Raw genomic sequence first — 15,966 nt, forward strand, 5'->3', positions numbered from 1 at the left:
GAAAATAATGCTCTAAGGTCTTGTTTTTACAGGATGTGTTATTTTCATGCTTCGTTGTGCCTGCGCTTTGGCAGGCATGTGGGTTTGTATGAAAAAAGAGGAAGCGGTAAATTTGCAATGCCCGCACCCATGCGGTTCCCGGAGAAGGCTCATCCCTGGCCTCTACGTGTGCTAATCAAATACGGCCGGCTGGTTCGGATCATGGAAATGAGCCCAGATATCATCCAGGTGGCGCTGGCTGGTCCGGGGTTCGGACAATTGCGGCACGTGATCAAAGTCAAAGAAATCCACGGCAGCGGTTTCCAGGCTGGGCCGGGCTTCACCGCCGACAATCCGGCATATGAACACGATTTTATAGGCATGGAAAAAAGACAAAGGAAGCAGTCGCGCAGGATGAAGGACTTGGGTGGATGGGTGGGCATTCAGGCCGGGAAAAGGAAATAGTTGGTGCTTGCCTGCCCAAGTCTGTGGAGTCTACAGTCCCAGCTGATGTCCGAGCTCTGGGCACAGCGTTGAATCATAAAGCACACTATCTGAGGGAGTCTATGGGCACAAAGCAGGAATGGACCTTTCGCTCCAGGTTCCGGAAGCATGCCTTTGGATGGCGGTCTCAGACGCCAATCAAGCGGATCAAGGAGGCGGTCTCGGAAATCAAAAAGGTGTCCCGTCAGGATACGATTGTGGCCGCAGAAGGGGCAGTCATCCTTTTGGAGAAGCTCCCCCCGGCTCTGGAACTTGTTGATGGCTCCTCCGGAGCGCTGGTGAACAATGTCAACAAGGCGATTGATGAGCTGGTTCCAATAATTGCCCAGGCACCGGCTGAGGACAAGCAGCGGGAGAAATGGCTGCAGCGGCTGTGGAAAGCAATCCAGGAAGACAGCCGGCCGGATATCGAGTATCTGGAGGAGCATTGGGGGCGGCTCTGCGGTTCACCGGAGAGGGCTTCAGCAGCAGCTGACTCCCTTATCGGTCAAGTACGCAGCAACTGGATCGACGAGTCCGGATCAGGCCGTCATTTCAAGGGGATCATCCCCTGTCTGAGCAGCCTGTATGAGGCTGGGCGGCATGAGGAGCTCTTAAAGCTCCTGGATCAGGCTCCGTTTCCTTTCTGGCCCTACAGAGTTTGGGGCACCCGGGCCCTTGAGGCTCTGGGCCGGCCGAGGGAGGCGGTTGCCTATGCCGAGGAAACAGGCCGCAATGAGCCGTTTTGCCTGGATCAGGAGTGTGAAGCAATCCTCCTCAGAAACGGCATGGATGAGGAGGCCTATGCGAACTACGCCTTTAAAGCCAACCAGAGGACGACCTACCAGGCCATGTTCAAGGCCATTATAAAGAAGTATCCGAGCAAGGACCCGCGGGAGATTCTTGCCGATCTGGTCCAGCAGACGCCTGGGCGGGAAGGCAAATGGTTTGCTGCGGCCAAATCGTGCGGACTCTACGACGAGGCTGTCCGGTTGGCCCAGACCTCGCCATGCGATCCTAAGACCCTGATTCGAGCGGCTCGAGACATGGAGGAGTCCAGGCCGGAGTTCGCAATGCAGGCCGGTTTTGCCGCCCTGTATTGGCTGGTGGAAGGGTATGGCTATGAGATTACCAATTTTGACGTCCTGGCAGCATATGAACATACCCTTAACGCCGCGGAGCATGCGGGCACCAAAGAGGATGCTCTGGAAAAGATCCGAGACATAGTCCGCTCTGAGGCTACCAAGGATCAGTTCGTGTCCAAAACTCTGGGTCGTAAGCTTGGGTTGAGATAGAGCCCGGTCCAGGCTTTATGCAGAATCTTCCATCAGCTGAAAGCCTTCGGCCTCTGCCGGCTGGCCGGACAGTACCCTCATGTCCTGCCGGCTCTCGGGCTCTGCCCGGAACATGCGGATCACAAAGCGGCCCGGGATATGCGTGATTTCACCCGCCGGGAGCAGCGGCAGCTGTGGGCCGAGATGCAATTGAGGCTCGGGGACAAGTACATCACACGGAGGACCGATGATGACGGCCAGTGGCAACGTTTTGGTGACCACTTTTGAGTCTGTGGCCCTGCTACTGGGGGTCGGGGCTCTGGGGCTGTGGATCATGGGCAAGCGGGTTCTGCCCAAAGAGGCCTTGAGTATTTTGTCCGTCCTGGCCCTGGATATTGCCCTTCCCAGTCTGGTCTTTGTGAATATCATCCTGAACTTCAAGCCGTCCGAGTTTCCTGGATGGTGGCATCTACCCCTGTGGTGGGCAGGCTTGACCCTCTTTTTGGGATGCTTGACCGCCTTTTTTTCTCTTCTCTGCACATCAAGGAACCGCAGAGAGTTTGCGGTCAGTCTTTTTTTCCAAAATGCCCTGTTTTTCCCTCTGGCCATCCTGATCGGAATGTTCGGGAAAGACTCACCGCACATTGTGCACCTGTTTTTCTTTATCCTTTTCTTTCCCTCCTTGCTGTTCAGTACATCCCAGCTTTTTTTCCGCACATCACAAAAGGGCTTTGACCTGGGCAAGATCCTGAACAGGGTTCTGCTGGCGACTATTGCCGCAACGGCTCTTCGCCTCTCCGGGGCAGATGCCTTTATTCCAGCTTTTGTCACCTCCGCTCTGAGCATGATCGGGGACATGGCCCTCCCCCTCCTGCTGCTGATCCTTGGGGGGAATATGTATGTGGACTTCCAGGAGCAGGGGAGATTCTGTCCGGATGAGGCCGGCAAGTTCGTCCTGGTCAAAAACTTCCTTTTCCCCCTGTGTGTTCTCGCCGTGCTCATGGCTGTGCGCCCTCCCTATCACGTCGCTCTTCTGATGATCCTCCAGGCTTCGGTTCCTCCGGTTACGGCGGTGCCCATTCTTACTGAACGTGCAGGTGGACATCGGGAAATCGTCAACCAGTTCATGTTTGCAAGCTTTGCTGTCTCCTTGGTTTCCATCCCATTGATCATGGCTTTGTTCGGACTCGTTTTTCACCCTTCGTGGTCCTGAATGGCCTGGATCAAGGTCGGATATTGCTGGGTGATGGATAGCGAACAGGAATGCACGTATGTACCAGGAAATGGCCGCCGTCATTGGGGCCAGTTCTGTATCAGTTCAGCGCCGATCTTAAAAAAGAGTCATGAATGGTCGGGAATGGAGGGCAAGCCTGATGAGAATTCGCTAACGATTTATCTCACCGCGAATAGTGGCTTTGGCGGGTCGGTGAGTGTGGCTCTGTTCGATGATCGCTTGAAAATTGCCAGCCCGGCAAACTCTTATGCATGCAATTCCACTTTCTGTGTCGAAGAGCCTGGGGACATGGTTCGTATTGTGCTATACCACCAGCAAGATCTGCATATCCATAACATTGGTTCCCGTGGGGCCGGTGATGAGCAGGTCGTCCATGTGCTGAAAAAAATGATAGGAATCATTGGCGGCCAGATATGCTGCAGGAGAAAGCCCTTTCTGCTCCGCTCGCATCCGGCTTGTCCCGGAAGCAAAAGCCCCTGCCGCGTCTGTGGGCCCGTCGGTGCCGTCTGTCCCGGCGGAGAGCAGGACCGTGCTTTCCAGGCCGGAGAGCTCCATGACCGCGGACAGGGCCAGCTCCATATTCCGGCCTCCCAGGCCGGTGCCCCGGATGGTCACTGTTGTCTCTCCTCCGGCAAGGATGCACGCCGGAGGGCAGAGAGGGCGATGCCGGGTGCGCACCTCCCTGCCCACGCTGGACAAGAACGTGCCCGCCTCCCTGGCCTCACCGTGCAGAGTTGAAGTGAGCAGTAAAGGTTGAAAGCCCAGAGACCGGGCCTTTTTCCCGGCTGCATCCAAGGCCTGGGCCAGGCTGCCAACAATATGGTTTGCAGTGTTCGCAAAGACAGGGTCTCCCGGCTTTGGCGTCTCCTGAATCCGGCCTGAGCATCCTTGCTGCAGGTGGTCACGGACTGAAGGGGGCAGCTGGGCCAGCAGGTCATAGCCTTGCACGATCCGCATGCAGACGGTGAACGTTCCTGTGTCCGGGACGGTTGCCCCGGAGGCGATGATGTCCAGGTCGTCGCCGATGACATCGGACAGGATCAAGGAGATGACCCTGGCTTGGGGGGCGAGCCGGCAGAGGCCTCCGCCCTTGAGCCGGGAGAGATGCTTGCGGACCGTGTTGATCTCCTGAATGGTTGCCCCGCAAGCAAGGAGAAGCCGGGTCACTTCCTGTTTGTCCTCCAGGCTCAAGCCCTGGACCGGAGCCGGAGACAGGGCCGAGCCTCCGCCGGAGATGAGGCACAGGATCAGATCATCCGGTCCGGCTGTAGACACCAGGTCGATGAGGGCGTCGGCAGCAGCAACGCCCTGGGCATCCGGAACCGGGTGAGCGGCCTCTACAACCCGGCAGTGGCGTAAGGGCACTTTGTGACCGTACTTGGTAATGATCAGCCCGTGGTCAATCTTTTCTCCCAGCAGGGACTCCACAGCTGCGGCCATGGCTGCCGAGGCCTTGCCCATGCCTACAATAATGAGCCTGTTGATTCGGTCCAGAGGAATGGTCGAATCTTTGATCCGCAGCCGGTCCCGGTCCATACGCAGGCATGTGCGCACGCAGTCTCCAGGGTCGACTGCTTTGATCCCCGCCGTGAAGATCGATTGCGCCTGTGACTTCAGCCATTGTTCATGCATGTCTGATCCACGACATATACATTTGCAGAGAGCTATCTTTCGGCGTCCCGGACCGGGATGACCTGGAACCTGCACAGCTTGTCCTGGGCCATGGCCGCGCCTTGCTCGAGATCCAGAATCCAGGCCTTGGATTTGGTCTGCTGGTCTGAGCTCCACACTCTGCTGATGCCTTCAAGCTGCTCCAGGGGCGGGGCACATACTTCCTCCAGGTTTCGCCTGGGCTGGAGCAGACTGAGCAACTCCTCCAGGGTGGGCAGCCGCCAGGGAAGACCGGCGGTCTCCTGGCCGGCAGCGAAATGCAAAGCCTCGTTCTGGGTTAAGGGCGTCCTGGACACGTGACACCCCCAGATCAGACCAGTGGCTGTGTCCAAGATGCCCTGATCAAGGGTCTGGAAATCATTCTCCAGGTAGCCTTGAGGCTGCAGGAGTCTGTCCAGAAGCGGCTCAAAAGCGGCCCCGGTACTGCCGGTGAACAACGGCTCCCTGCGCAGGGGGCTGCCGCCCGGGTCCCAGGTATACTGCCTGGGCTCAGGCATGCTGCAGATCTCCTCCCGCCTTGTGCTCCATTCCTCTTCCAAGCCCAGCAAGGCCTGCTGCATTTCCAGGGCCGTTGCAAAGCGCTGCCCGGGATTCGGGGCCAGGGCCTTGTGCACAAAGGCTGTCCACTGTCGGCCCAAGAGGCCATCCTGTCCGGCGGATGTCCAAGAGGAGCTGTCCGGCAGTCGGCCGGTGATCATTCTATTAAGGACTGCGGCCACAGAATACAGATCCGCCCTGGGGTCAGCCGAGTCGGGATTGTCCAGCTGTTCCGGGGCCGCGTAATAAGGTGAGCCCACCAGCATCCCCTGGGGATGACTCTGGACCTCTCCCCGCAGCTTGGACAGGCCCAGGTCTATTATCCGGACCTCCTCCTGGAGATTGAGCATAATGTTGGCCGGCTTGATATCCCGGTGGACAATGCCGGCCTGGTGCATGCTGTGCAGCCCATGTAAGGTTTGATCAGTGATCTGCAGAGCCTTCAAAGGGGAGACGGGCCTGCTGGGCAGCTCGATTTCCCTGTCTTCGCCAAGGAGCAGGCTCAGGTTCAGGCACAGGTACTCCTGGACCATATAGGTCAGCCCGCAGTCCTGCCCCCACTCAATGACCCGGGCAATATTGGGATGGTCCAAGGCCTGCATGGTCTTGGCCTCGGCCAGGAATCGCCGCTGGATTTCTTCCTGGCCCAGCTGGCTGCTCAAGATCGGCTGGGGCCACAGGAGCTTCAGGGACAAGAGCTGATCGTTTTCAGGGTCAAGGACCTTATAAACCCGGGCCATGCCTCCGCGGCCCAAGAGCCCCAGTATTCTGTATTTGCCTATAAAGCGCATGGATCACCACAGCCGGTCGGCGTAGAATCTGGGAAAGCCCAGGTCCAGAATCTTTTGAGCAGTTTGGGCAATGTCATAGGGCACACAGCGAACCTCTACCCACCTCTTGACCGGGTCCCAGAGCACATACTTGGCCCGGTTGTCACCGTCTCTGGGTTGTCCGACACTTCCGACATTGATCAGGGCCTTGTCTGCGGACAGGGGATATGTGCCTTCAGACATGTCTTGCTGAAGCAGGTCTTGGCCATTGCTTTGGATCATGCGGAGCTCATGGGTGTGGCCCACAAAGGCTGTTCTCGTGTTCATATCCCGCAAGACCTGAAAGAGCCCATGCTCGTCGAGCTCAAAGAGGTACGTGGTCACGGAATCAGGCGGACAGCCGTGGACCAGGAGCATGTCGTGTTCCTGCCGGGCCACCGGCCAGGTGGAGATGAATTTCCGGGAATGCTCGGAAAGCAGGGCCTCGGTTTGGGCAAAATGGTCCCTGGTGGTCCGGTTGAAATAGGCCTTGGCTTCGGGCCGGATCAGGGCCAGCTCGTGATTGCCCAGAATGCACGGGATGTTTTCCTTCTGCAAAAGCCGGACGCAGCCATCGGGTTCAGGCCCATAGCTTATGGCATCTCCCAGGAAGTAGCATCCGTCAACGTTTTGCCAGGAGATGTCCTTCAGGACCTGGCGGAAGGCCTCCAGGTTGCCGTGGATATCGGAAATGATGGCCAGTCTCATAACATAGAAAACAGGGTTCTTCGACGTAGCCTGCGGATTTTTGGAGTTTGCCGTCTCTTCTGTGTGCCCACTTTCGGCCCGGTATTTTCTAAGCCCCGCCAAAGGGGGATCCCTGCCCCCTCCCGGCTCCTCACGTGCAGGTCACTGCTCTCTGTTTGAGTGAGCGTATCATACACGTGAGTGCCGGGTGGCGGGACCAAGAAAATGTGCGGGCCTGCCGTTCACGGCACACAAAAGAGACGGCAAACTCTTATGTAGGCAATTGTACTTTCTGTGTCGAAGAGCCGAAAACAGGATGCGTACGCAATGAAGGTGGAGAAGGTTCTCATCCTTGGATGAAGGCCTTTCCAACCATTGAGCCTTGATCCGGTACGTTGGCCAATGGCACCCAGGGGAGCAAATGCAAGGGGCATTGTGCTCCCCTGGGTCAGCCTGCAGTCCATGAGCGGCTGTTTAGCTGCGGTTTACAAAAGTCCCTGACGCCGCAGATTCTTGACCACAGCGTCCACGGATTTGGCCCGGTTCATGGTATAGAAATGCAGTCCGGTCACTTTGTTTTTCAGGAGGTCTTCGCACTGTCTGGTGGCATAGTCGATGCCGTATTCAACCACCGCCTCCTTGTCCTCTTCAGGGATCTCGGACAATGCCTGCTGCATTTCCTGGGGGATGGCTGCTCCGCAGACCTGGGACAGGGCTTTGATCATCCCGTGGCTGTAGATGGGCATGATCCCGGGCAGGATGGGAACACTCACCCCCTTGTCCCGGCAGCGCTGGACAAAGTTGTAAAAGTCCTGATTGGTGTAAAAGAACTGGGCCACAATGTATTGTGCCCCGCAATCCTGCTTCAGCTTGACGTAGTCGATGTCCGTGTCCAGGCTCTCGGCCTCCAGATGACCCTCAGGGTACCCGGCGGCCCCCACTGATACGTCATACCGATCCTTGATAAAGGAAATCAAGTCCGAGGCATGGGGCAGGGCTTGGGGATCGGGCTGAAAGGCCGCGTCCCCCTTGGGTTCGTCCCCGCGGATGGCAAAGATGTTTTCCACCCCCAGGTCCATGTACCTGTCCAGAATCGAGGTCAGATCCTGCGGACCCAGGCCCACTCCGGCGATATAGGCCACGACCTCATATCCGCGTTTGTTCTTCAGCTTGTCCACCAGCTCGAAGGACCCCTCGCGGGAGGAGCCGCCGGCCCCAAAGGTTACGGTTACATAATCCGGATTGGATTCGCCCAGGGTGTCCATGGTGGCCTCAAAGTTCTGGGCCGCCTTCTCGGTTTTGGGGCGAAAGAACTCAAAGGACAGGGTAGGTTTCCCGTTTCGGTTGGCCAGGATTTGGGGAATTCGCATGATAGCTCCTTTAGTGGTTGCGTCCTGCTACATTTTGGCAAAAAGCCCTGGACCAGACGAAACACAAAGGAGCATAAATGGCAAATTGCTTCCTTTTGAAGTATGGATTAACCCTGCAAGGAAAGATATGCGCCCATGCCGTTTCCGTCAAAGGCCCGGGCATGCGATGCATGTCCGGGCCTTTGTGCTGCGCACCGCTGCACAGCGTCGGGACGTTTTCAGTTCCTACTCAGCGATCTTCATCGGGGCGTCCCATCCTTCCAGCTCGGCTTCGGTCCAGTCTCCGTAAGTGGCGTTCGGGAAGACGATCCAGTCAGTCCCGAATTTGGCCGCATTCTCTTGCACCGCCGTGCACTGTTCCTGCAGAGACCCTTCGAACATACCCGAGAAATCGGCCAGCGTGTCCCCGAGCAGCAGCACGATCTTATGGTTTTCGCGAACCTTGGCCCGCCGCTTCGTCTTCGGATTCCCCTCGCTCCAAAGCATCACGCTGTCCTTGGATACCTGCGGCAGTCCCAGGTCTTGGAGGGTCCGGATCGTATCCGGCTTGTTCGCTCCGAAGCGGTTCGAGACATAGAAGATGGCCACACCCTTGCGGTCCACGTGGTCCAGGAACGCTTTGGCTCCCGGATTGAGCGTGGGCACCCCTTCGCGCTCCCAATGCCCCCAGGTGTCCCAGGTCGTAAAGGTATGGCAGTTGCGCATATCGCGGACCAGAAGCGGGCTGTTGTCGATGAGTGTTTCGTCCACGTCGGTAACGATCGCGAGCTTCTCATCGCCGTCATGGGCGGCGATCTTGCTGTCTAGCTTCATGCGCGCGAGATTGAATGCCTGATGCTGCAGGGCGTCGATTTCAGCGGATTTCTGCTGATACCGCAGCCCCATTGCAAACTCGTACTGCTTGCACACCTTGTCCTGACTGTCGGACTGGGCCTTCGCCGCAGGGGTGAATCCGGCTGTGGCCAGCAAGAGAGCGCTGAGAATAGCGATTGCGCCGAAAGGGCTGAGATGCAATCTTTTACGCATAATATGACCTCCGGTGAAAATTGTGATGAGAGAATTGAGGTTGCCCATATGACTGCTGCTTGAAAAGGCAGAGGCAAGGGCGGCAGAACACAACGAACAGACAGGCTTAATGCTTTACACAACCCCACTTTACCAACAAGAAGGACATACAAAGGGAAGAATGTCAATGGAGATCTTACCCATTTCGGGTCAAGCGCGATGTGGGAAGACGGCAAACTCTTATGTATGCAATTTCATTTCCTGTGTCGAAGAGCCTATTTTCTTTTCAGTCATTCCCGCTTCTGGAGTGGAGCTGCCACTCTTGCCAAAGGCCAGGATATGGGCCAATATTGAACATTGGACTGATCAAGGCGGTGGATTCGGACTGCGGTCACTGGTGAACGGACGGGCTGGGGAGCGGGGATGCGGATGGGTGGGGTGAGGTGTGGAAAATGCGCTCACTTCTGGGGGATGCGCATCTCTTCAGAAATCGGCGTAATCATCCGGCAGCACGTTTATGACCCATTTGAGCTTTGAAGAGGATGTCGGCTGCCTGAGCAGCAAGGCGTCTGTGTTCGGGACCTCTCTACCGGTTTGGACCTACTGGCTGGACGGTTTGTTGATTGACGCCGGCCCATACTCCCTGGGCCGGGATCTCATCCCCCTGTATCGCAAGCTGCACATTCAGCAGGTGGCCCTGACCCACTACCACGAAGATCATTCCGGGCTCGCGGCCTGTGTGCAGAACGAAAAACACGCGCCTGTCCATATGCCCTCCCGGTTCAAACATCTGGCTGACAAGCCGGCCCGGCTGCCTGTATACAGACGACTCTTCTGGGGCAAACGACCTGCTTTTACGGCCCATCCCCTTTCCCAGTCCATCAGCACCGGACGGTATCGGTTTCAGGTCATCCCTGCGCCCGGGCATACCCAGGATCATGTCGTGTTTTGGGAGCCAAATTGTGGCTGGCTGTTCAGCGGGGATGTCTTTGTTCGCTCCAGGCCTGAACTCAGCTTATATGAAGAAGATATGTCCGGGTTGATCCAGACCCTGCAAGTCATGGCTGGTCTGGATTTTGACACCCTTTTTTGCAGTCACGCCGGGCCGCAGCGCGAGGGGAAAAGACTTTTAGTCCAAAAGCTGGAATATTTGCTGCACATCCAGGACAAGGCCAGACAGCTGCATGAACAGGGGTGGCCAAGCAGGCAAATTGCCCGCACAATCTTTCCCAAAAAACGGTTTGTCGAATACATCTCCAGAGGCGAATGGAGCAGGGAGAACCTTGTAAAAAGCCTGCTGTAGCCGTTCTACGGCAGCCCGGATTCGGGAGGAAGACATGCCGACCCCAGCCGTAATAGACGCTCATGCCCACTGCGGATGCCTGGACCAATGCCCGCCCCAGGCCATTGAGGACTACCTCCGGGAGCTTGCCGGCACCGGCATTCAGGGCGCGGCCCTTTTTTCCCCGGTTGACGAAATCTACGACCGCTCCGATCCCTTTTTTGCGGACAGCCCTGAGTGGAGGTCCAGAAGAAAGGCCAGCAATGCCTATCTGCTGACCCTGGATCCGCAGGATCTGACTGTGTATCCCTACTTCTTCATCTGGAATGATTTTGCCGTTGAACAGCTCACCCCCAGGCACCGGGGGATCAAATGGCACCGGCATCCGGATGAGCCGGAGTACGCCTACCAGGATCCAAGATGCCGCCGGGCCCTGGAGGTAATCAGAGACCGAAGCTTGCCTGTGGTCCTGGAGGAGGAGCTTGAGAATACGCTGTACTTCATTCGGGAGCTGGCGGCGGGGGTGCCGGTAATCATTCCTCATCTGGGCCTTTTAAACGGCGGATTCCATGCCCTGGCCCGGGCCGGGATATGGGACCTGGACAATGTGTGGGCGGATTCGGCCCTGGCCTCAGAGCAGACCATTGCGGAGTATATCCGGCGGTATGGTCCTGACAAGCTGCTCTTCGGCTCTGACTTTCCTTTCGGCTCTCCGGGTAGTGAGCTGAGCAAGATCCGGAACCTGGATGCTGCTCCTGAAGTGAAGGAATCTGTTCTGGGCAAGAACTTTCTTCGCCTGCAAGGGCGGGTAGAGGGATGAATAAAAAGGTTCGTCGACGTAGCCTGTGGATTTTTGGAGTTTGCCATCTCTTCTGTGTGCCCACTTTCGGCCCGGTATTTTCTAAGCCCCGCCCAAGGGGGATCCCTGCCCCCTCCCGGCTACTCACGTGCAGGTCACTGCTTTCTGTGTGACGAAAGCTCATCATGCACGTGAGTGCCGGGTTTCCCCCTTTTGGCGGGACCAAGAAAATGTGCGGGCCTGCCGCTCACGGCACCCAGAAGAGACGGCAAACTCTTATGGAGGCAATTCCACTTTCTGGGTCGAAGAGCCATAAAAAGGTTCTTCGCCGTAACCTATGGATTTTTGGAGTTTGCCGTCTGTTGTGCGGGCACAGAACGACACGCTGGCACAACAGACGGGCAAACCGGTGCGGATGGTCCTGTTCACTATGTGCCTGAGCCGGAAGCTGCGGTCTTGAGCTGTTTTGTCCGGCTGTCGGTCAAAATGAGAATCGAATCTGGAAAAAGGTCTTTATCCCCTGGGGGCGATTTTCAGCGCTGGTTTCAAAATGGGACTTGAGCCCAAGGAATACGCCCTTGTGCACCCAGCTGATACCCGGCCCTATCCCAAAGACCCTTTCCTTGGATCCGGGGATGTCCCGGCCCTCGAACTCATCGTTGGATAGCTGCTCCAGGTAGTAACCGACGAGGGCAATCCGGAATTGGGGATCAATCACAGGCAGGGCCTTACTTATGGAGTAGTTAAAATGATACAGGGGACCGGCCTGAAGATCGCCTTTAACACCTTGATGCACGAAGTCATTGTTCTCAAAATTATAGGAAAAGAACTGGCGCGTGCTGAGAGCAAAATCATTGGGCATCTGCAGGGTCAGGGACAGAAATGGGGTCAAGGTTATGTAGTTTGCGGAGGGGTTCAAGGCCTTGTCTGAGTCGTAGTCCCCAATGGGCAGATAGGTGTCCAGCTCAAAGAACCAGTGCAAAGTAAACCCTTCCCTCAGGGGGATGGCGCTGCCGATAAAGGGGCCAATCGCCAGGTCCCCAAGGATATTCCGGTTTTCCTGCAGGCCGATGCTCGAATCCATATGGATGTCCTGCAGGGGAAGCATGGCCGAGAGGCCCACCCGCAAATCCCGGGGCAAATCAAGGTCAGGACTGTAGATGAGCTGAGGGGTGTAGACCATGACATCGAGCTCATTGTCCCCGGGAAGGTTGTTGCCTTCACTGTCCTTGAGATCGTCGGCGGTGTAATAGGCCATGTAGTTGAGCAGATGCAGGCCGGGCGGGGCTATGACCGCCCCCATGATATTGGTGCTCCCGATATCGAGGTTTGGATTCTGGTTGTAGGCCCATGCCTGGGATGCGCAGGCATACAGGGCGCAGCAGGCCAAAAACATGATGCAGCCGGTTTTGATCTTCATAAGCTCTCCTGGTGGTTTGAGGTGTCCATCATTGACAGCCGGATAAATGATTCCGCGGATATCCAAACGTAGGTCAAGACAATGGTTCATCGGCCTTGAATGTGGATTTTTCGGGTTTCCTCCTTTTGGCGGGACCAAGAAAATGTGCGGGCCTGCCGCTTACGGCACACAGAAGAGACGGCAAACTCTTATGTATGCAATTCCACTTTCTGTGTCGAAGAGCCGAAAAAAAATCCCCAAGCTGATACATAATAATCAGCTTGGGGATTTGCCTTTTCCTCCAAGTTTTGCGCGTATTGCTTATGGCAGGTCTTCTGACTCGCGGATCGTCCTACTCACCGCCCCTTCCCATAGCGCTTGACCAAGGCGGCTTACGCTACAGTGGATGCATGCGGCTTTCGTCCCCACTTACAGCGGCGGGTCCGTGCCGGATTTGCACCGGCTTGTCTTTTAAGCCCCCGGGGCACCACAGCAATGCATCCGCTCTGTGGACCAGCAGATGCTGGAAAGCACATACAAGATGCGCATTGCTTTGTCAATGTGCATAGTGGAGGGCTGAAGAGGGCTCTGCATTCCCCATGCCTCATTCAGGATGCTCAATCTTCATTGATGGACAGGCAAAAAAGACGTATCGTGGCCGAAAATGAGCCCAATCGTTTAACCAAGCAGGGCTTGCCGGTGCGGTCCTGGTTTATTCCTCCCCCGGTGTCCTGATCCGGGGAGGGCATGTCCCCAGTCTCTGTTTTCCTGGAGGTGTACATGGAGCTGAGCAGAGCAATCCGGTCCCGAATGAGCATTAGAAAGTTCACATCCGATCCGGTCCCCCGGGAGCAAGTGGCCGCGATCCTGGAGCTGGCCTGCCGGGCTCCTTCGGCCATGAATACACAGCCCTGGGAGTTTGTGGTCCTCACCGGGGATGTTCTGGAACGAATCAAGAAAGAGAATGTCCGTCTGGTCCGGGAGCAGGCCCAGAGCAACCCGGACCATTCTGCCGTGGGCTGGCCCAAGGACAGTATCTTTCGGAAGCGGCAGGTGGATCTGGCCAAGGAGCTGTTTCGGCTGATGGATATCGCCAGAGAGGATACGGACAAGCGCCAGGCCTGGACTGAACGGGGGTTCCGGTTCTTCGACGCCCCGGTGGCTGTTCTTCTCTGTGTGGACAGCGTGCTCCAGGGAGATGGGCCGCTACTGGACATCGGGGCGGTGATGCAGAATATCTGCCTGGCGGCTGTGGACTTGGGCCTGGGCACCTGCATCGAGGATCAGGGGGTGATGTATCCGGACATGCTGCGGGAGCACACCGGCATCAGCCGGGATAAGCGGATCATCATCTCCATCGCCCTGGGCTATCCGGACTGGGAGTTTCCGGCCAATCAGCTGGTCACTCCCCGAGTGGAGGTGGATGAGTGCACCACCTGGCTGGGAAAGGGATAGGCCTGCATCAGCTGGTTGAGGAGACGATATGCCCAAGAAGATGAGCCGTCTTGCAGCGTTCATTTTGTGTGCGACGGTGCTGCTGTTTTCCTGTCAGCAGGATAGAGAATCTCCTGGTGCAGAACCAGACCAGCTTATCGGACAGGTTCAGCTTCCAGGTCTGGATGGTGAAAAGCCGGAGACCAACGATCAGCCGCCGCCGGGCTCAAGTTCGGAGCAAGTCCAAGACAGCTCTTGCGCCCTGCCCTCTGTCCCGGATCAGCTGGACACGGAGCTGCCGGATTTCTCGAAATACAGGGATGTAGAGAAGAAAAAACAGCATTTTTTTGATTTCCTGCGGCCCATTGTGCGGGCCGAAAACCGGAAAGTGCTCAAGGAGCGGATTGTCGTGCTGGCCGGCTGGAAACGCTTTGAGCAGGGGAAAGAGCTGTCCGCAAAGAGGCGGGCAAAGCTGAATGCCCTGGCCCGGAAGTACCGGGTGGATGCAGAGCATGCAGATGGCAAGAGGTTTTTCAGGCAGCTGCTGATGCATGTGGATAAGGTCCCGGTCCCCCTGGCGCTGGTTCAGGCAGCCAAGGAGTCCGGCTGGGGGACATCCTACTTTGCCCGCAAAGGGAACAATCTGTTCGGACAATGGTGCTTCAGCCAGGGGTGCGGTCTGGTCCCCAGAAGACGGCCCCAGGGTGCGAACTACGAGGTCCAGTCCTTCGAGGATGTCTCGGAGTCTGTGCAGAGCTATATCCACAACCTGAACTCCAATCCAGCCTATGAGGAGCTGCGGAAGCTCAGGTACCGGATGCGTCTGGCCGGCAAGGATCCGGATGCCCAGCTTATGGCCGAGGGGCTGGAAAACTATTCCCAGGTGGGCAGACAATATATTGAGGCTGTACAGAAGATGATTAGGGGCAATGAGAAGTTCCTGGGCATTCACGGCTCAATTGCCGCGTCCTAGATCTCAACATTGCGGATCCTGGCCCAGCCTGTGGGTTTTGAAATCCGCTCTCCATTCTGTGGAAAGCTCCGCTTCTGGGTTGAAGAGCATAACCCGTTTGGGAGGGAAAGCTGATGCGAAGCACTGTGCAGACCTTAGCCGGCATTCTGATCTGCGCTGCAATGCTGGTGTGCCTTACGGACAATGGGGCAGCAGAAGGACAAGCAGTGCGGATCGGGTATGTGAAATGGTCCGATGCCATTGCCGCTTCCAATGTGGTCAAGGCTGTCCTGGAGCAAGAGATGGGCCGAAGGTGCATTCTGGTCCCCCTGCAGGCGGAGGAGGTCTGGCTGGCCACAGCCAGCAGGGATATCGACGGCTTTGTCTGTGCCTGGCTGCCCAGCCTGCACCAGAACTACTACGGCAAGGTGGGTTCCCATGTCCTTGATCTGGGGCCCAATCTGCGGGGGACCAGGGTGGGGCTGGTTGTCCCGGAATATGTGAGCATCAGCTCCATAGATCAACTGCAGGAGCATGCCCTGCGATTCGGCGGGAAGATCGTGGGCATCGATCCAGGCGCAGGTATCATGCGGCTGACCAGAAAGGCGCTTGCAGAATACGGCATAGAAGGCATGGAGCTGGTCTCAGGCAGCGGGGCGGCGATGACCAGGACCCTGGAGGAGAAAATCGCAAACCATGAGTGGGTGGTGGTCACCGGCTGGACGCCCCACTGGAAGTTTGCCAGGTGGGATCTGAAGTATCTGCGGGATCCCAGAGCGGTCTATGGAGGACCGGAGGCCATTCATTCCGTGGTCAGAAGGGGGCTGCTCAAGGATATGCCCAGGGTCTACCGCTTCCTGGATAGATTCAGCTGGAGTCCGGACGATATTCACCGGGTTATGCAGATGATCCAGGAAAGCGGGGATCCGTATGCAAGTGCCGCCGGCTGGGTGGAAGAGAATCCAACGCGGGTTCGGGCCTGGATTCCAAAGTGATCTGCTGATAGATTCTTCAGTAGCTAGGCTGTGAGGGAAGAAGCTCTGATCAAACA

General features: G+C 56.9%; 15 protein-coding genes and 1 riboswitch. Of the genes, 8 read left to right on the forward strand and 7 right to left on the reverse strand.

Going from position 1 to position 15,966, the window contains the following annotated elements; genetic code table 11:
* The 3 genes from N902_RS0110470 to N902_RS0110485 all read left to right on the forward strand — a co-directional run.
* Window positions 1–444: hypothetical protein (locus N902_RS0110470; protein ID WP_208596309.1), on the forward strand; the 444-nt coding region annotated here is incomplete at its 5' end.
* A gap of 101 nt (window positions 445–545) precedes the next feature.
* Window positions 546–1,757 (forward strand): hypothetical protein, encoded by a 1,212-nt coding sequence (locus N902_RS0110475; RefSeq protein ID WP_027370898.1) that lies wholly within the window; start codon window positions 546–548, stop codon window positions 1,755–1,757.
* A 226-nt stretch (window positions 1,758–1,983) separates the two neighbouring features.
* Window positions 1,984–2,949, forward strand: a complete 966-nt coding sequence (locus N902_RS0110485; protein WP_027370899.1) for an AEC family transporter — start codon at window positions 1,984–1,986, stop codon at window positions 2,947–2,949.
* Window positions 2,950–3,273: 324 nt separating this feature from the next.
* On the opposite strand, the gene N902_RS17430 is transcribed toward N902_RS0110485, so the two are convergent.
* The 5 genes from N902_RS17430 to N902_RS17435 form a co-directional block, all read right to left on the reverse strand.
* Window positions 3,274–4,602 carry a glycerate kinase type-2 family protein gene (locus N902_RS17430; RefSeq protein WP_034622529.1) on the reverse strand — a complete coding sequence of 443 codons (1,329 nt, stop codon included), beginning with the start codon at window positions 4,600–4,602 and terminating at the stop codon, window positions 3,274–3,276.
* 32 nt (window positions 4,603–4,634) lie between these two features.
* Window positions 4,635–5,969 carry a protein kinase domain-containing protein gene (locus N902_RS0110495; protein WP_027370900.1) on the reverse strand — a complete coding sequence of 445 codons (1,335 nt, stop codon included), beginning with the start codon at window positions 5,967–5,969 and terminating at the stop codon, window positions 4,635–4,637.
* A 3-nt stretch (window positions 5,970–5,972) separates the two neighbouring features.
* Complete coding sequence (locus N902_RS0110500; protein WP_027370901.1) at window positions 5,973–6,695, reverse strand: metallophosphoesterase family protein; 723 nt, start codon at window positions 6,693–6,695, stop codon at window positions 5,973–5,975.
* Between the two features lie 464 nt (window positions 6,696–7,159).
* Window positions 7,160–8,044 carry a methylenetetrahydrofolate reductase gene (locus N902_RS0110505; RefSeq protein ID WP_027370902.1) on the reverse strand — a complete coding sequence of 295 codons (885 nt, stop codon included), beginning with the start codon at window positions 8,042–8,044 and terminating at the stop codon, window positions 7,160–7,162.
* Between the two features lie 225 nt (window positions 8,045–8,269).
* Window positions 8,270–9,118 (reverse strand): 5'-nucleotidase, lipoprotein e(P4) family, encoded by an 849-nt coding sequence (locus N902_RS17435; RefSeq protein WP_208596310.1) that lies wholly within the window; start codon window positions 9,116–9,118, stop codon window positions 8,270–8,272.
* A 448-nt stretch (window positions 9,119–9,566) separates the two neighbouring features.
* Here N902_RS17435 and N902_RS0110515 point away from each other — a divergent pair, with 448 nt between their 5' ends.
* Both N902_RS0110515 and N902_RS17440 read left to right on the forward strand, forming a co-directional pair.
* Complete coding sequence (locus N902_RS0110515; RefSeq protein ID WP_051564509.1) at window positions 9,567–10,352, forward strand: MBL fold metallo-hydrolase; 786 nt, start codon at window positions 9,567–9,569, stop codon at window positions 10,350–10,352.
* A gap of 34 nt (window positions 10,353–10,386) precedes the next feature.
* A complete protein-coding gene (locus N902_RS17440; RefSeq protein ID WP_051564510.1) occupies window positions 10,387–11,151 on the forward strand; it encodes an amidohydrolase family protein in 765 nt (254 codons plus the stop codon).
* Window positions 11,152–11,611: 460 nt separating this feature from the next.
* On the opposite strand, the gene N902_RS0110525 is transcribed toward N902_RS17440, so the two are convergent.
* The gene (locus N902_RS0110525; RefSeq protein ID WP_027370904.1) at window positions 11,612–12,550 is read right to left on the reverse strand and encodes a SphA family protein; all 939 of its coding nucleotides are present in this window, start codon (window positions 12,548–12,550) and stop codon (window positions 11,612–11,614) included.
* A 286-nt stretch (window positions 12,551–12,836) separates the two neighbouring features.
* A riboswitch (cobalamin riboswitch) is annotated at window positions 12,837–13,036 on the reverse strand.
* 110 nt (window positions 13,037–13,146) lie between these two features.
* Window positions 13,147–13,347 (reverse strand): hypothetical protein, encoded by a 201-nt coding sequence (locus N902_RS20010; RefSeq protein ID WP_167330635.1) that lies wholly within the window; start codon window positions 13,345–13,347, stop codon window positions 13,147–13,149.
* Between N902_RS20010 and N902_RS0110535 the strand changes: the two genes are divergently transcribed.
* From N902_RS0110535 to N902_RS0110545, 3 genes are all read left to right on the forward strand, one after another.
* On the forward strand, window positions 13,340–13,984 hold the full coding sequence (locus N902_RS0110535; protein ID WP_208596311.1) for a nitroreductase: 645 nt from the start codon (window positions 13,340–13,342) through the stop codon (window positions 13,982–13,984). The genes N902_RS20010 and N902_RS0110535 overlap by 8 nt on opposite strands.
* Before the next feature lie 28 nt (window positions 13,985–14,012).
* Window positions 14,013–14,936, forward strand: coding sequence for a glucosaminidase domain-containing protein (locus tag N902_RS17445; RefSeq protein ID WP_051564511.1), 924 nt, complete (start codon window positions 14,013–14,015; stop codon window positions 14,934–14,936).
* Between the two features lie 113 nt (window positions 14,937–15,049).
* Entirely contained in the window at window positions 15,050–15,910 is an 861-nt protein-coding gene (locus tag N902_RS0110545) for a glycine betaine ABC transporter substrate-binding protein (protein WP_027370906.1), read from the forward strand.
* Window positions 15,911–15,966 lie beyond the last annotated feature (56 nt).

The sequence above is a fragment of the Desulfovermiculus halophilus DSM 18834 genome (genome assembly GCF_000620765.1).
GTDB lineage: Bacteria > Desulfobacterota > Desulfovibrionia > Desulfovibrionales > Desulfothermaceae > Desulfovermiculus > Desulfovermiculus halophilus.

Excerpts from the sequence above, each read along its gene's own strand:
- N902_RS0110475 (WP_027370898.1), top strand. The coding sequence starts at position 546 with ATGGGCACAAAGCAGGAATGGACCTTTCGCTCCAGGTTCCGGAAGCAT.
- N902_RS0110485 (WP_027370899.1), top strand. The coding sequence starts at position 1,984 with ATGATGACGGCCAGTGGCAACGTTTTGGTGACCACTTTTGAGTCTGTG.
- N902_RS17430 (WP_034622529.1), bottom strand. The coding sequence starts at position 4,602 with ATGCATGAACAATGGCTGAAGTCACAGGCGCAATCGATCTTCACGGCG.
- N902_RS0110495 (WP_027370900.1), bottom strand. The coding sequence starts at position 5,969 with ATGCGCTTTATAGGCAAATACAGAATACTGGGGCTCTTGGGCCGCGGA.
- N902_RS0110500 (WP_027370901.1), bottom strand. The coding sequence starts at position 6,695 with ATGAGACTGGCCATCATTTCCGATATCCACGGCAACCTGGAGGCCTTC.
- N902_RS0110505 (WP_027370902.1), bottom strand. The coding sequence starts at position 8,044 with ATGCGAATTCCCCAAATCCTGGCCAACCGAAACGGGAAACCTACCCTG.
- N902_RS17435 (WP_208596310.1), bottom strand. The coding sequence starts at position 9,118 with ATGGGCAACCTCAATTCTCTCATCACAATTTTCACCGGAGGTCATATT.
- N902_RS0110515 (WP_051564509.1), top strand. The coding sequence starts at position 9,567 with ATGACCCATTTGAGCTTTGAAGAGGATGTCGGCTGCCTGAGCAGCAAG.
- N902_RS17440 (WP_051564510.1), top strand. The coding sequence starts at position 10,387 with ATGCCGACCCCAGCCGTAATAGACGCTCATGCCCACTGCGGATGCCTG.
- N902_RS0110525 (WP_027370904.1), bottom strand. The coding sequence starts at position 12,550 with ATGAAGATCAAAACCGGCTGCATCATGTTTTTGGCCTGCTGCGCCCTG.
- N902_RS0110535 (WP_208596311.1), top strand. The coding sequence starts at position 13,340 with ATGAGCATTAGAAAGTTCACATCCGATCCGGTCCCCCGGGAGCAAGTG.
- N902_RS20010 (WP_167330635.1), bottom strand. The coding sequence starts at position 13,347 with ATGCTCATTCGGGACCGGATTGCTCTGCTCAGCTCCATGTACACCTCC.
- N902_RS17445 (WP_051564511.1), top strand. The coding sequence starts at position 14,013 with ATGCCCAAGAAGATGAGCCGTCTTGCAGCGTTCATTTTGTGTGCGACG.
- N902_RS0110545 (WP_027370906.1), top strand. The coding sequence starts at position 15,050 with ATGCGAAGCACTGTGCAGACCTTAGCCGGCATTCTGATCTGCGCTGCA.